11 protein-coding genes are annotated in these 15351 nt (G+C 41.4%); 5 read left to right on the top strand and 6 right to left on the bottom strand.

Annotation, left to right across the window (positions count from 1 at the left end; all coding sequences use genetic code 11):
- Positions 1 to 117: 117 nt before the first annotated feature.
- The 3 genes from uvrA to M2135_RS13005 are packed head-to-tail and all read right to left on the bottom strand — an operon-like array spanning position 118 to position 5300.
- A complete protein-coding gene (uvrA, locus tag M2135_RS13015; protein ID WP_280748949.1) occupies positions 118 to 3003 on the bottom strand; it encodes an excinuclease ABC subunit UvrA in 2886 nt (961 codons plus the stop codon).
- A gap of 16 nt (positions 3004 to 3019) precedes the next feature.
- Entirely contained in the window at positions 3020 to 3994 is a 975-nt protein-coding gene (locus M2135_RS13010; RefSeq protein ID WP_280748948.1) for a lytic transglycosylase domain-containing protein, read from the bottom strand.
- Positions 3975 to 5300 carry a gliding motility-associated C-terminal domain-containing protein gene (locus M2135_RS13005; RefSeq protein WP_280748947.1) on the bottom strand — a complete coding sequence of 442 codons (1326 nt, stop codon included), beginning with the start codon at positions 5298 to 5300 and terminating at the stop codon, positions 3975 to 3977. The genes M2135_RS13010 and M2135_RS13005 overlap by 20 nt, the downstream gene beginning before the upstream one ends.
- Before the next feature lie 83 nt (positions 5301 to 5383).
- Between M2135_RS13005 and M2135_RS13000 the strand changes: the two genes are divergently transcribed.
- Complete coding sequence (locus M2135_RS13000; protein WP_280748946.1) at positions 5384 to 7201, top strand: LysM domain-containing protein; 1818 nt, start codon at positions 5384 to 5386, stop codon at positions 7199 to 7201.
- A gap of 53 nt (positions 7202 to 7254) precedes the next feature.
- Positions 7255 to 7881 carry a porin family protein gene (locus M2135_RS12995; RefSeq protein WP_280748953.1) on the top strand — a complete coding sequence of 209 codons (627 nt, stop codon included), beginning with the start codon at positions 7255 to 7257 and terminating at the stop codon, positions 7879 to 7881.
- A 75-nt stretch (positions 7882 to 7956) separates the two neighbouring features.
- Here the strand turns inward: M2135_RS12995 and M2135_RS12990 are convergent, their stop codons facing one another.
- The gene (locus M2135_RS12990) at positions 7957 to 8547 is read right to left on the bottom strand and encodes a 30S ribosomal protein S16 (protein ID WP_280748945.1); all 591 of its coding nucleotides are present in this window, start codon (positions 8545 to 8547) and stop codon (positions 7957 to 7959) included.
- Between the two features lie 266 nt (positions 8548 to 8813).
- Between M2135_RS12990 and M2135_RS12985 the strand changes: the two genes are divergently transcribed.
- From M2135_RS12985 to yihA, 3 genes are all read left to right on the top strand, one after another.
- On the top strand, positions 8814 to 10124 hold the full coding sequence (locus M2135_RS12985) for a SpoIID/LytB domain-containing protein (protein WP_280748944.1): 1311 nt from the start codon (positions 8814 to 8816) through the stop codon (positions 10122 to 10124).
- Positions 10125 to 10464: 340 nt separating this feature from the next.
- Entirely contained in the window at positions 10465 to 11940 is a 1476-nt protein-coding gene (locus M2135_RS12980; protein WP_280748943.1) for a sodium:solute symporter, read from the top strand.
- Positions 11941 to 11947: 7 nt separating this feature from the next.
- The gene (yihA, locus tag M2135_RS12975; RefSeq protein WP_280748942.1) at positions 11948 to 12550 is read left to right on the top strand and encodes a ribosome biogenesis GTP-binding protein YihA/YsxC; all 603 of its coding nucleotides are present in this window, start codon (positions 11948 to 11950) and stop codon (positions 12548 to 12550) included.
- On the opposite strand, the gene M2135_RS12970 is transcribed toward yihA, so the two are convergent.
- Both M2135_RS12970 and M2135_RS12965 read right to left on the bottom strand, forming a co-directional pair.
- The gene (locus tag M2135_RS12970) at positions 12542 to 13081 is read right to left on the bottom strand and encodes a DUF2148 domain-containing protein (protein WP_280748941.1); all 540 of its coding nucleotides are present in this window, start codon (positions 13079 to 13081) and stop codon (positions 12542 to 12544) included. The two genes, yihA and M2135_RS12970, sit on opposite strands and share 9 nt — an antisense overlap.
- Before the next feature lie 87 nt (positions 13082 to 13168).
- Entirely contained in the window at positions 13169 to 15283 is a 2115-nt protein-coding gene (locus M2135_RS12965) for a KamA family protein (RefSeq protein ID WP_280748940.1), read from the bottom strand.
- Positions 15284 to 15351: the final 68 nt, after the last annotated feature.

Raw genomic sequence — 15351 nt, 5'->3', positions numbered from 1 at the left:
GCAAAAAGCAGTAAACAAATCAGGCATACACTGGCTGGCAGAAAGTCTTCCGAACATGACTGGGTTTCACCCGGGGTTATGTACATTAAAGTCCTCTGGACTTTTGAGGTTTACAATTTATAACGACATTTCGTTCAATTCTGCTTTAAGAAAAGATGAAGTAAACCCGATCCCGCTATCGGCCAAAGCCTCCGGAGTTCCTGAAAATAAGACATTTCCTCCGTTACGACCTCCTTCCGGACCAATATCGATCACATAATCTACACTTTTTATCACATCCAGGTTATGCTCGATGATAATAATTGTATTCCCTTTTTCTACCAATCGGTTCAAAACACCCAACAGAACGCGGATATCCTCAAAATGAAGTCCTGTTGTCGGTTCATCAAGGATATATAATGTCTTCCCCGTATCTCGTTTGGCCAACTCCGTAGCCAGTTTTACCCGCTGACTCTCCCCACCGGATAAGGTAGTCGAAGGTTGTCCCAGTTTGATATATCCTAATCCCACATCTTGTAAGACTTTTATCTTGGAAAGGATATTAGGCACATTTTCAAAAAATTCTACAGCCATATTAATGGTCATATCCAATACATCGGCAATGGATTTTCCCCGAAAACGCACTTCCAAAGTCTCCCGGTTATACCGTTTTCCGTGACAATCTTCGCACGGAACGAGTACATCGGGAAGAAAATTCATCTCAATGGTCTTATATCCATTCCCTTTACAGGTTTCACAACGACCTCCCGATACATTAAAAGAGAAACGACCCGGCTTATAACCTCTGATCTTCGATTCCGGCAACTCCACAAATAAATTGCGTATATCGGAAAAGACTCCCGTATACGTTGCTGGGTTGCTCCGAGGAGAACGACCGATAGGCGACTGGTCGACATTGACTACCTTATCGATGTTTTCTATACCCTTCACCGACTCATAAGCCAACGGATCTTCCAGTGAACGATAAAAATGCTGACTGAGAATCGGCTGGAGTGTATGGTTGATTAATGTTGACTTACCACTTCCGGAGACACCGGTTACTCCGATTAATGTACCTAATGGAAATTTAACGTCTACCTGTTTCAGGTTATTCCCGGAAGCGCCTTTAATTGTAATCGATTGTCCATTTCCTTTCCGTCGTTTCTTTGGTATCGCTATTTCCTCCTGACCATTGAGAAAAGCGGATGTTAGTGTATCGGCTTTCAACATCTCATCCGGTGTTCCGGCAAAAACGATCTCGCCGCCCAATCGTCCTGCACGAGGCCCCATGTCTACGACATAATCTGCGCTTAACATCATGTCTTTATCATGCTCCACAACAACTACCGAATTCCCTGAATCACGCAGCTGTTTCAAGGAATTGATCAGACGGATATTATCCCGTTGATGTAATCCGATACTCGGCTCATCCAAGATATAAAGCACATTGACCAACTGACTCCCTATCTGTGTAGCCAGCCGGATACGCTGGCTCTCTCCTCCTGATAACGTTGCTGAAGCACGATTCATAGAGAGATAATCCAATCCGACGTCTAACAGGAAGGAAAGACGTGAACGTATTTCTTTCAGTATTTCTACTGCGATTTGTTTTTGTTTGGCATTTAGTTTCTCTTCTACACCTTCAAGCCATTCATAAAGTTCTGAAATATCCATTACAGCCAATTCAGCGATATTCTTGCCGGCTATGCGGTAATGAAGCGCTTCTTTATTCAGCCGTTGACCGTTACATTCCGGGCATGCAGACATTTTAATAAACTGACCGGCCCACTTCTGTGCAGATGCAGATGCTTCACTTTCCTGTTGCATCAAAATATATTTGGCCACCCCCTCGTAGGAGAGAAAATAATTGGAATTACCCAAAGAGGCGTTTTTGATCTGCAAGCGTTCATCCGTACCGTTCATAATGTCGTCCATCGCCTCTTCCGGAATATCTTTTATAGGAGTCTTTACTGTGACGCCATACTTTTCACAAATAGCCTCTATCTGCCAAAATATCAGGGTATTTTTATACTTACCCAAAGCCACTATACCACCATTATGGATACTCAGGGACGGATCAGGAACAATTTTTTCCATATCCAGCAGATTAACTTGTCCCAACCCTTTGCATTTCGGACATGCCCCTTGCGGAGAGTTAAACGAAAAGTTATGAGGTGCTGGTTCGCTATAAGACAATCCTGTTTGCGGATCCATTAAACGACGGCTGTAGTGACGTACCTCTCCCACTTCACCATCCATGATCATAATCAGACCATCCCCCTGTTTCATTGCGACTTTCAGACTCTCTTTCAGCCGACGTTCATCAGAAGAAGATACTTTCAACTTATCAATGACCACTTCTATACTGTGCATTTTGTAACGGTCGAGTTTCATGCCATGAAAAACCTCTTTGATCTCGCCATCCACCCGCACATGCAAATATCCTTTTTTCCGGACATGCTCAAAGAGTTCTTTGTAGTGTCCTTTTCTGTTACGAATCAATGGGGCCAATAAATAGATCCGTTCACCTTCATACTCTTCAAGAATAAGTTGCAGGATCATCTCTTCGGTATATTTCACCATCTTCTCCCCACTCAAATAGGAATAAGCCTCTCCTGCCCTGGCGTATAGTAAACGAAAAAAGTCGTACACTTCGGTAGTCGTTCCTACGGTAGAACGGGGATTACGGTTTGTCGTTTTTTGTTCGATTGAGATAACAGGGCTCAATCCGGTTATTTTGTCTACATCCGGACGTTCCATATTTCCCAGAAAATTACGTGCATACGCTGAAAACGTTTCAATATAACGCCGTTGGCCTTCCGCAAATATGGTATCGAAAGCCAATGATGATTTTCCACTTCCACTCATACCTGTGATTACCGTCAACTGGTTACGCGGAATGGTTATATCAATATTCTTCAGGTTATGCACACGGGCACCCCATACGGAGATCAGGCCGCCCTCTATTTGATTTACGTCTGTAGAAGAAGAGGTCTTTTCACCTCCACGTTTATTTTTTGTCATATTCTTTACCTAAACATCATCTGACCACCCAGGCAGGATTATGTACGACTGCGTTGGGGGTGTTGTAATACATCTCTTTTTCTTTGGGGACTTTGATTTTATATGTTTTACCTGCTGTTTGCAATTTCCGGTCACGCAACCATGGATTGAAACGTTTAAGATCGGCATAAGTCATATTATATTTCTTTGCAAAAGCTGCCAAATCCTGTATATCCGAACGAACTGTTATTTCTTCGCATTCGATCAGTTTATACAGATCACGGGCACGAAAGATAAAGCCATATTTATACGGATTTTCAAAAAGCTGTTTGATCGCCATAATCCGATAAGGATAACGGGAGGTTTCCTCTACCAGCCACAGGTCTAATGCCTGATCTGCTTTCTGTTTCTCCAATTCACCCGTAATTCGGGCCATCCCACCATTGTAAGCACAGGCCACATCTATCCAGTTACCATATTTGTCATAGGCTTCTTTCAAATACTTACAAGCCGCCACTGTTGATTTCTCCACATGACAACGTTCGTCTACCGTAGGGGTAATCGTCAAGCCATACTGCCTACCCGTACCTTCCAAAAACTGCCACATCCCTACCGCACGTGCCGGCGAAGTCACTCTTGGATCCAACTGACTTTCGATCACTGCCAGGTATTTGAAATCATCCGGTATCCCATTGGCTTTAAGAATAGGTTCAATAATGGGGAAGTATCTGTTTGCCCGCTTGAAATAGAGCATTGTGGTCGAATGAAAATAGGTAAAACTGGATAATTCACGATCAAACCCTTCACGGATATTATACCTGCGAAGATCGATTGTTTCACCACAGAATAGTATAGAGGTCGGCACTTCAGGCGTAACAGTCATTGATGAAACCACCGGCCGTTCATCCATCACCTTTTTGGCATCATTCGCACTAATATACACATATGCAGCCATCAGACAGCATAAAACTCCTGTCAGAAAATGAAACACACTATTGTTCAATAACTTCATCTTGTACTGTTTTTGAGCGGAGAATATTGATATCCCCTTTCTTTTTATACTTTGTTCCATCCGAACCTTCTGCTTCTATGACATAGAAATAGACTCCCGGAGAAACATATTTTCCTCCTTTTTTACCATCCCATCCCACAGCCGGGTCTGTCCAATGAAACAATTGTACCCCCCAACGATTAAAGATCCACCCTTTAAAACGAACTAGCGATTTATAGGAAACCTTAAACTCGTCATTCACCCCGGGAGACATTCCGGGAGAAAATGCATTCGGAACAGCCAGAAAAGATTCAGCCACATTGATCACAAAAGAGAGAGAATCCTGACAACTATTCGTTCGGTCACCAACTTCCAATAATGCACGGTAGCTTCCTGCACGATTAAAGGTATATTCGACCTCATCGGATGTAAAATCAATAATAGGTAATGTTTCTCCATCTCTATAGATCCGCCATTTATAATCTGCCGCTACCGGATCGTTACCATAAGCGACAAACCGGATCGTTACCGGAGCCGAATATCCTTCTTTCGAAGAATCCATATTAGGCGATTCCTGTGAAACAACAGTAGTATCCGCATCTATCTTTATTGCAACAGTGGCATATTCACCTGTATTTATCTCTTTTTCCACATTAAAATGACGGGCAAAATAATCGCCTCTCAACCAAATATCCGTATCGATTAAAGGAGCATCATACGATTTTTGAAAAGGATTACCCGACACAATACAAGTCGTATCTTTAGTTGTAAAGATTTTGCTTTCTTCATTATAATCCAACGTATAATAAGAGATTTCAAAGGTTCGGTTTACCACCAATGGAACGCCATTAATGGAGTGATAACTCAATTGAGGCATCGTGTATTCCCCTGTCAGAAGAAAAGATTCACAGACATTACTATTTTCTGATACGCGCAGACTGGTGATATCAAATGCATATTGACTATAATCAATGATCCAGACATACCGATCCAATTGGCCCTGTTCTTTTACATAATATCCATAACCACCATCTATATGAGTCACCAAAGAGGTATTCCCATTTTGCGAACTGGTGACTGCTTCACTTTCATTCACCTTTGTCTTATAACGAAACCATTGATGATTAGAAGATGTCGAAGTATAGCTGATCTCAACACCATCCATTCCATACACCAGATAAACTTCTATTTTATTAGCGGTATCGTGATGCGCAAGAAGCGGGGTGCCTCTCCCTCCGGTTACGGTATATTGTTGGGCATAGGCTGTCAGTATAACGAGTAAAAAACAGATAATTAAGCCTGGTTTGCCGAATAATTTACTTTGCATATATATGATCTAATTAGCTTTCAAAATTAGTATTTTATGCGGACATACACTATCTTTGCCTCCTAAATATTGTATACGAACAGATGAACAAAAGTTTTATATACGCACTTCTTTTTATCCTGCATTTCTTTTGTCTGCCTCTTTTTTCACAAGTAGTAAACAGACAAACTATAACTACAAACGAACAAGTATCGGATATATTTTACCATACGATAGAACCCGGGCAAACCGTATATGCTATTGCCACCATGTATGGTGTAGGCGTTGAAGATATCCATCGGTTAAACCCGGAAAGCCGTGAAGGAATCCGTGCCGGAGCGACATTAAAAATCCCACAACGCGACGTTGCCGTGGCTCCCATTGACGCCCATGATGACGGGTACACTTATCATACCATTCAACCCAAAGAGACATTGTATTCCTTATCTGTACGGTATACTATTCCGGCTACAGATATTATGGAAGCCAACCCCGGGTTATCGGTCGAGACCTTCACGATCGGTAAAACGATCCGTATCCCAGCTACACGCATAGAGACTTTGCCAACTACCGAAATACAAACAGTAACCAAAGAAATTGATTATAAGATTCAGCGTAAAGAAACGATGTATAGTATATGTCGAAAATTCAATATCTCCAGCAATGAACTTATCGCCTTAAATCCGCAATTGAGAAGTGGGCTTAAGACCGGAATGGTTATTCGAATACCTGTTCAAACAGAAGAAACAGTCACCACCGAACCTGTTCCTCTTCAGGAAGGAGAAGTGAATGCTTTATTAACCGAACCCAAAAGAATAAAAAAAGTCGACCGACTGAGAGTGGCTCTCCTATTACCTTTTATGGTAAACGATTTGGTACCATCAGCAAATACCGCCCGTTTTATTGAATACTACGAAGGATTGTTGTTATCCATTGACAGTCTGCGGAGTTTAGGGAGCTCAATTGAATTATCCGTATTTGATATAGGCAATGACACACGTAAATTAAATGAAACACTTCGGGAAGAAGCTGTTTTAAACGCCCATTTAATCATTGGTGCCGTACAGAGTGAACAGATTAAACCGGTTGCCGACTTTGCCCAAAAACACGATATAAAATACATTATCCCATTTACTTCCCGAAATGATGATGTATTATCAAACGCAAGTGTATATCAAGTCAACACCCCTCATTCTTATCTGTATTCCAATGCAGCCTTTGCCGGTTGCAATTTGTTTGCAAACGATAACATCATTATCGTAAATATCATGGATAAAGAAGAAAAAATGGATTTTATTAAAACATTCAAATCCGAGATGTTAAACCAGAATATTCCTTTTAAAGAATTGGTCTATAAAAGTGAAACATTTGCGATGGATATTCAACAACTCCTACTACCAGACAAACGAAATATTGTTCTACCCACTTCGGCCTCATTAGAAGCATTAAATAAGATCAAAGCGCCTTTACGCACGCTGACCGAACCCTCTGTTATCGAAGAGCGAATCGGTTATACCATTCATTTATTCGGTTATCCCGAATGGCAAACCTATACCCGTGACTGTCTGGAAGATTTCTTTGCATTGAACACATATATATACAGTAATTTCTATGCCGAGAACCTCTCACCGGATGTACAACGGTTTTATGTTAAATACAAAAACTGGTACAGTAAAAATCTGATCAACACATATCCCAAATACGGCATACTTGGGTTTGATACGGGAATGTTCTTTTTAGATGCCATGAGAAAATATGGTTTGGATTTTGAAAATCACCTGGGTCAGATCCGATATAAAGGGTTACAGACGAATTTCAATTTCGAGCGGGTCAACAACTGGGGAGGATTTATCAATACCAATATTTTCATTGTCCAGTACAGAAATGATTATACCATTACACGAAGCGAGATAAAAAAATGAGAAAGCGGATCACTCTCCTCTTGGCCATAACGACGTTGTTTTCTGTCTTCAAGATGACAGCTCAAACTCCTTTCCAACAGGAAATATGGATAGGTGGTTCTCTGGGTGTCAACTTTTCATCCATCAACTTTGTCCCTAAAGTATGGCAAGGGATGAATATGGGGTATACCGGTGGATTAGCCTTACGTTGGATTACAGAAAAACATTTAGGATTGCAGGCTGAACTCAATTATAGCCAGCAAGGGTGGAAAGAAGATTTCACAGACAATCCCAACTACGAAGAATATGCCGGTTCGCATTATGAGCGAACCATCAATTACCTTGAACTGCCTTTTCTCACACATATCTATTTCGGCAAAAAAAGTTTCCGGTTTTATGTTAATTTAGGACCGAAAATAAGTTATGCCATCAGTGAAAGCACTTCCTCCCTATTAGAAGGAGAAGCTGCAAATTACAAAAACGAACAACATGATATGCCGATCGAAAATAAATTCGAATGGGGACTATGCGGAGGACCTGGTTTGGAATTACGTACCGGTGTAGGATCGTTTATGCTTGAAGGACGTTATTATTACGCCCTCAGTGATATCTATGGTAACAAAAAGAAAGATGAATTCTCCAAGTCCTCCGGACAAACATTATCTGTCAGACTAACCTATTTACTACCATTACGGAAATAAGATACTGAAATTCAAAAAATAAAAAAAGACTATTCCCCCGAAGGCGAATAGTCTTTATTTTTTTGTCAGCAGAAATTATTCTGCACTCTCAGCAGGAGCCTCTTCTGCAGGAGTCTCTTCAACTACAGGAGCAGCATCTTCTACTACTGGAGCCTCAGCTTCCTCTGCAACTTCTTCTGCTTGTGCTTCAGCAGCAGCAACGGATAATTCCGCCTTTTTCTTAGCTACTTCTTCTGCTTTCGCTTTGTTCACTTCTTTTTCAGCTTCAAGGCGAGCCTTCGCTTCTGCTCTCGCAGCTTCACGATCTTTATCCTTTAATGCCTGCACTGAAGCTTGTCTGTCTTTCAACCAAGCCTGGAATTTATTTTCCGCTGTAGCTTCGTCGAAAGCACCTTTCTTCACACCTTCCAATAAATGCTTTTTCAAGCATACACCTTCACGTGAAAGAATATTACGCGTTGTGTCTGTAGGTTGAGCACCTACTTGTAACCAATACAAAGCTCTTTCGAAATTCAAATCTATTGTAGCAGGATTAGTGTTCGGATTATAAGAACCTATCCTTTCAATAAACTTTCCATCACGTGGAGCCCTGCTGTCTGCGACAACGATCTGGTAAAAAGCATAATTTTTACGACCGTGTCTTTGCAATCTGATTTTTGTTGCCATGTTTGAATAATTAGTTTACGCTGTTTGTATTAGCGGCTGCAAAGTTAGGAATAATTGTGAAAACACAAAATATTTGAACCAAAAACAGGCCGGGAATATGCGAGGAAGACAAAGATACGGCAATAATGACATTTTGTTTTGTTTTTACCAAGAATAGAGTCTATATTTGCTTATATAAGACACTACAATTCTTAAATTGGCGCAATTTTATTGACATTTTTTCATTAAACCCAATAAAAGGCTTACTTAAGCAGTAAAAATAAAATATGGAAGCTCCTGTTGTAAATATAGGCATTCTGACTAAAAAAAATGTCTCTTTCATTCTGAATGATGAATATATCCACGTTGAAACAGCGTCTTTCCTAAAAGGGAAACAGCGTGCTGTATGGAGAAATGGAAAAATTCTCTTCAGAAGCAAACTCTACACCGAACTCTTCTTTGAACCGACCAACAAAACGGCCTCTTTTGATTTGAAAGAGGTTACGATCGGTGTCGATTTTCATTGGCAAAGAAAAGAAGACCAACGCTTTCGGGGAGCACTGAACCTTATCGCAGGGGCAGATGGTATTATCGTCATCAACCAGTTGGATATCGAAGAGTATCTGACCAGTGTCATCTCCTCCGAAATGCGTGCTACTGCTTCAAAGGAATTCCTGAAAGCACATGCCGTTATTTCCAGAAGCTGGCTATTGGCGCAAATTGAGAAAAACAGTCGCCTCGCCAATAAGAAGAATTACAAAAGTAGTTTTCAGGATGAAGAACAACTGATTAAATGGTACGACCGGGAAGATCATGCCATTTTCGACGTTTGCGCCGATGATCACTGCCAGCGCTATCAGGGAATTACCCGTGCTTCTACGCCTATCGTAGAAGAGGTGATCAGCGAAACCCGGGGAGAGATTCTGATGAGTGATTCTACGATTTGTGACACGCGGTTTTCCAAATGTTGTGGAGGTGTCACCGAAAAATTCGAACATTGCTGGGAACCCATCCCTCATACTTACCTGACAACCGTGCGAGACCATACGGAAAAGAACGTACCCGATCTGACCAATGAAAAAGAAGCCGATCAATGGATCAGGACTTCTCCGGAAGCATTCTGCCATACGACCGACAAATCCATACTGAGTCAGGTACTCAACAATTACGATCAGGAGACTACCGATTTCTACCGCTGGCAGATCACCTATACACAAGATGAACTCGCTCGATTGATCCATCGTAAAACCGGGTATAATTTCGGTAAAATACTCGATCTGATCCCGCTGAAAAGAGGGGGATCCGGCCGGATAGAACAACTACAAATTGTTGGCAGCCTACTCACTTACACCATCGGAAAAGAGTTGGAAATACGGCGTTCACTGTCAGAATCTCATTTATACAGTTCTGCATTTGTGGTGGATAAAGGTGAATTAATCAATGGAATACCCTCCCGCTTCACTCTGACCGGAGCAGGCTGGGGGCATGGAGTTGGACTCTGTCAGATCGGAGCAGCAGTGATGGGTACCAAAGGGTACAACTACAAACAGATCCTTTCCCATTATTACCAAGGCGCAACGATTGAAAAGCATTACTAATACAAATCTTATGAGTCCCATCGGTTTATTTGAAATATAATGAACACTTTTCTGTTAGAGGTACCTCTAAATTATTTTACACGTACCTCTAAACGGATTTAGACGTACCTCTAAATTGTTTTAGACGTACCTCTAACAAAAAACGGAGGTAGGTGTAACAAAAAAACAGTTCGCATACTGTGATTTTTTCAATAGGATGGCGTAGAAAAAAACAGGTATACTTTTCGAAAACCAAACAATGAAATAGGATACAATAGAACTGAAATATAGCTGTTGCAGATCTATGAATCTACAGGGCAAAAGAATTATGCTTATCTTTGCGTGAAATTCACGACAGAGCATGAACAGCTACATCATACTCATCATCATTGCTGTATATTTCAGTCTTTTACTTTTGATCGGTTGGATCACAGGAAGGAAAAATTCAGGGAATGACGCTTTTTTTTTAGGCAACCGGACTTCTCCCTGGCTGATTGTATCCATCGGCATGATCGGAACCTCCTTGTCGGGAGTCACATTTGTTTCTGTGCCGGGAATGGTGAGAAGCATCGATATGACATATATGCAAACCGTGTTCGGTTTTTTTGTCGGTTATATTATCATTGCAAAAGTACTGTTGCCGCTCTATTACAAATTAAAACTCACCTCTATTTATTCCTATTTAGACGGACGCATCGGACGAAGAAGTTATAAAACCGGCGCCTCTTTTTTCTTGTTATCAAAAATTGTCGGTGCGGCAGCTCGCCTTTACCTGGTGGTTCTTATTCTTCAAACTTATGTGTTCAGTACCTGGAATATACCTTTTGGCATAACGGTTGTTTTCAGCATTCTAATGGTCTGGTTATACACCTACCGCAGTGGGATTAAAACCATCATCTGGACAGATACACTTCAGGCCATTTGTCTGGTGGCGATGTTAATCGTTATCATCTGGCAGGTCAAGAGTAAAATGGAGTTGAATACCGGAGAAATGGTTCAAACACTTATCAACAGTCCGCATTTCCGGATTTTCGAATTCGAGGACTGGCATAGTACACAACATTTTGCCAAACAGTTCTTCAGCGGTATATTCATTACAATTGTTATGACCGGATTGGATCAGGATATGATGCAAAAAAATCTCTCCTGCAAAAGCCTGAAAGATGCACAAAAAAATATGTATACATACGGTTTTGCCTTTACGCCGGTTAATTTCCTGTTCCTTTCATTGGGAGTCCTTCTGTTGACTTTAGCCTCGCAACAGCAAATCGAACTGCCGGCTTTGAATGACGATATATTGCCTATGTTTTGTACATCAGGCTTACTGGGAGATTCTATTCTGATCTTTTTTAGTATTGGGATTATTGCCGCAGCATTCAGCAGTGCCGATTCGGCATTGACGGCATTGACGACTTCTTTCTGCGTGGATATACTCAGCATCGAAAAACAAGAGGCGCAGCAGGCCAAACGCACACGCCTGAAAGTGCATCTGTTAATATCTATTCTTTTTGCAGTAATCATCCTAATATTTAAAGCCTTAAACAACCGCAGTGTTATCGACGCCATTTATATGATCGCTTCATACACCTATGGACCGCTACTCGGACTGTTTGTATTCGGGCTATTTACCAAAAAAATGCCTCGCGACAAATATGTACCCTATATCTGTATAGCCTCTCCTTGTATTTGTTTTATGATTGATACGTTGGTGAAGTATTATACCAGTTATGTATTCAGTTACGAAATGCTTATGATAAACGGAACGATTACTTTTATCGGATTATGGATCAGTTCCTCTAAACAAACGTTACAATCCGATAGACCACACATAAAATAAAAAGTCTATGGAAATCAAAAGTGCAGAGTTTGTAATCAGTAACTCGGACGTTCGTAAATGTCCGGAAGGGGAACGACCCGAATATGCCTTTATCGGACGGAGTAATGTGGGTAAATCGTCGTTGATTAATATGCTGACCAACAAAAAGGGATTAGCCATGACCTCCCAAAAGCCTGGAAAAACACAGCTTATTAATCATTTCATGATCAATAACGAATGGTTTCTGGTGGATTTACCGGGATACGGATATGCACAAAGAGGTAAAGAAGGACGGGAAAATATCCGTAAAATCATCGAGGACTACATTCTTGAACGCGAACAGTTGACCAACCTTTTTGTCTTACTCGATTGTCGCCATACCCCCCAGAAGATTGATCTGGAGTTTATGGAATGGCTGGGGGAATGCAATATTCCTTTTTCTATTATATTCACTAAGATTGATAAAGTCGGTCGGCAACGTTTACAGGAGAACCTCACCACTTATCAAGATAAATTGCTGGAAAGTTGGGAGGAACTCCCTCCTATTTTCATCTCTTCTTCGGAAAAAAGAGAAGGACGTGATGAAATATTAGGTTACATCGAACAAATCAACCAGACGCTTTTACGGTAGAGGGGTTTTGGATTTTCTGTCGAAAAAGGGATTCTTACTGGTCGCACTCACCGGGACAGCCATCACACATTTGCACTCGTCTAACATCCCCAATCGCTGAGCAGCATATCCGGCGCTGAACATAACCCGGGTATCCACACGCAGATCGGATGCCATTGCACAGGCTGAACCCAAAGCAATTCCTACATCTACCGTATTAATTACACAGGGGACTGCATCTGGTTTTTCAGCACATGTGTCAAATCCGCAATGTGCACAGTTCAATCCTTGTGTTTTTTGCATCGTACCAAGGATCAATAAAGCGTCAGCCTGTAAGATATTCTCGGCATCACGGAGGAAAAATTTCAGATTCTTTTCGGCCGAAATTTGAATCATCTCTTCCGACAACCGGATGATCTCTTCGCCTGTAACCATTGCTATTTCAATAATATCAACTCCTTTTCCTTTAGGTGCCGTGCGGGCAGCTGTCATCATACGCTGAACAACCTGTATCACTAATTCATGATTGATATCTCTTTCGTTGATAATCATAAGTATCGCATTTTTTATTTAACAGAAAAACTTAGAACGAACAAATATACGCTTTTCCTGATCACCTCTGTTTCTCACTATCGATTATTATTCGTCAACCGTTTTATCGATCTGCAGATTGGTCATTTCAGGGGTGACATCAAACGAATAATCGGGATAGTTATAGATACTAAAACGCGGCTCGGTTTCCCCTTCACAATAATTCCAGATAGAACTATATTCAGCAACATCTTCTCCCATCTCTCTTAACTGCCGTAAATAGGCGGCTATCGATTTATTCTCTACAATAAAGACCTCGCCGATCCGGTCGATAATCGGACTATGCCAACGGCTGATATCGTGATCAAAACGTAAGATACGTTTTCCTTCTTTCGTCAGACCGATCACCTTAAAAGTCATGCTCTTTCCTATTCCAGGCAGATTGAGCACATTGCGGTCGGTTCCGGCAAACAACAACTCATTCGCTTTCAGAAAACGAAGCAAGTTTTTTCCCAGGGAGTGATGATGATTAATCAAGTGATGTAACTCTTTTTGTTTATCAACGGGAATGCGGCCGAATATCTTTTCTTCATTCGCCTCTTGCAAGGAGCGGCTATTGGGGGTAAATACCGCATAGTTTTCACGAAAACCTTTTACCGAAAATGTGTAATAACAGACAACTCCGACCGCATTCAGTGTCTGCCGTAGTTTGGCTGTATGTCCACGACGTGAAGCAGCGACAGTAAAAACCAACTGATTGGTGACCACCCACCCGGCAGAAAGGATCGCCTCAATGGCCTGTTTGGCCTCCGGAGTAACTTCTAATGGAGATTGAAAATGGGTCTGAATATAAAACTGAGAAATCCCTACCTGGGAAGCTTTTTCTTTGAACTCCCTTAAGATCTCCACCAACTCATTCGTTACCCGGCAAGGCAGATAGGCCAACAGACGTGATCCTAAACGGATGCGCTGAAGTTCGGCATATTTCTGACCATCCCTCCGTCCTTCATTCGCTTTACGTTTTCGAACAGCCATTTTATAGACAGCCTCCAATATTTTTCGTAATGTACCATTCTGACTCATCAATGCATCCCCGCCGGTAATCAAGATATCCCGCAATTGGGCATCTTCTTCAAAATAGGTCATCAACCGCCGTAGTTTCTTATCCCACGATTCTTTGGGTTTCAACGATTCAAGATCAAAGTTCAAACGTTCACTCTGAAAATCATACATCCGCTGGCAAGAGGCACATAAGCCGCCACAAGCACGTCCCATGGAATCAGGAATTAAAATGGCTACCTCCGGATAACGACGGTGAATATTTTTTTCATCAGGAAGCAACCATCCCGCAGCATTGGGTTTGCCCGATTCCAATAGATCTTCTTTTTCCCACGCTTTTATCTCCCCATAGGTTTCGACCAGTTCATTGGAATAAAGAATATAAGAACGGATAGTCGCATCGTCATAACCTTTCCCTTCGATATTGAGCAGTGATAAATAATAAGGAGTCACGAAAAAAGGCATCCCTTTTCGCTTTGCTTGTATAAGAAGTTTCATGGTCGCCTCCGAAAGGGTATTTCCTAAAAAGGTATTCAATTCTGTGGGGCCTTTCAGAGCCATAGCCAGATGAAAACGTGAACTGCTCCACCACTCATTCACCTGCCTGTATTTTTCTTCATAAGTCAATCCATCGGGGAAATAATATTTGGAGGAAGGGGCATGCCGTTTGTCTATTTTCCGGATCAATTCACGAATGATCCGCTCTTTATTGGCTTTACGGATAGCAATCACATTCGGGTCAAGACCTGTCGGCCAACGGTTCATCTGTCTTTTGACCCTGGAACGGTCTGCGGTATATACCAAAGGTTGCTGTAAAAACAGAAACTGATAGAAAAGATCGAGAAATAAATCCGTTGAAAAATCTTCCGTTAACCAGCCATTCAAAAATTGCCACAAATAAACGGCGGTATTTATGCATATCTGATTGCCTGTCGACAACTCGTCGACAAACGATTGATCATAGTCGATCATCAATAGAAGCCGTTTTTTCACGTCTTCTCTGAAATGATCCTCTTTTACTGCCGCAAGATAACAGCGTAGTTTCTCCTTAAAATGTTCTGGGGTTTCAGTTTCGCGAGCGAAAGCGACCAACTGGGGTAATAACTGTTCGTATTCTTTTCTTAATCGTATTAAATCAAAATCGAGTCGTTTTTTGATCATCATATTTGTTAATCACTTAGATGGAAAATCTATTATAGATCTTGTGCTGTGTGAGGTATAGCACAAATATA

This window comes from Parabacteroides sp. PF5-9 (genome assembly GCF_029893105.1).
In the GTDB taxonomy this organism is placed as follows: domain Bacteria; phylum Bacteroidota; class Bacteroidia; order Bacteroidales; family Tannerellaceae; genus JARXWG01.
This window is presented reverse-complemented; position numbering and strand designations above follow the sequence as displayed.

Excerpts from the sequence above, each read along its gene's own strand:
- M2135_RS13010 (WP_280748948.1), bottom strand. The coding sequence starts at position 3,994 with ATGAAGTTATTGAACAATAGTGTGTTTCATTTTCTGACAGGAGTTTTA.
- M2135_RS12965 (WP_280748940.1), bottom strand. The coding sequence starts at position 15,283 with ATGATGATCAAAAAACGACTCGATTTTGATTTAATACGATTAAGAAAA.
- M2135_RS12980 (WP_280748943.1), top strand. The coding sequence starts at position 10,465 with ATGAACAGCTACATCATACTCATCATCATTGCTGTATATTTCAGTCTT.
- M2135_RS13005 (WP_280748947.1), bottom strand. The coding sequence starts at position 5,300 with ATGCAAAGTAAATTATTCGGCAAACCAGGCTTAATTATCTGTTTTTTA.
- M2135_RS12985 (WP_280748944.1), top strand. The coding sequence starts at position 8,814 with ATGGAAGCTCCTGTTGTAAATATAGGCATTCTGACTAAAAAAAATGTC.
- uvrA (WP_280748949.1), bottom strand. The coding sequence starts at position 3,003 with ATGACAAAAAATAAACGTGGAGGTGAAAAGACCTCTTCTTCTACAGAC.
- M2135_RS12970 (WP_280748941.1), bottom strand. The coding sequence starts at position 13,081 with ATGATTATCAACGAAAGAGATATCAATCATGAATTAGTGATACAGGTT.
- M2135_RS12990 (WP_280748945.1), bottom strand. The coding sequence starts at position 8,547 with ATGGCAACAAAAATCAGATTGCAAAGACACGGTCGTAAAAATTATGCT.
- M2135_RS12995 (WP_280748953.1), top strand. The coding sequence starts at position 7,255 with ATGACAGCTCAAACTCCTTTCCAACAGGAAATATGGATAGGTGGTTCT.
- yihA (WP_280748942.1), top strand. The coding sequence starts at position 11,948 with ATGGAAATCAAAAGTGCAGAGTTTGTAATCAGTAACTCGGACGTTCGT.
- M2135_RS13000 (WP_280748946.1), top strand. The coding sequence starts at position 5,384 with ATGAACAAAAGTTTTATATACGCACTTCTTTTTATCCTGCATTTCTTT.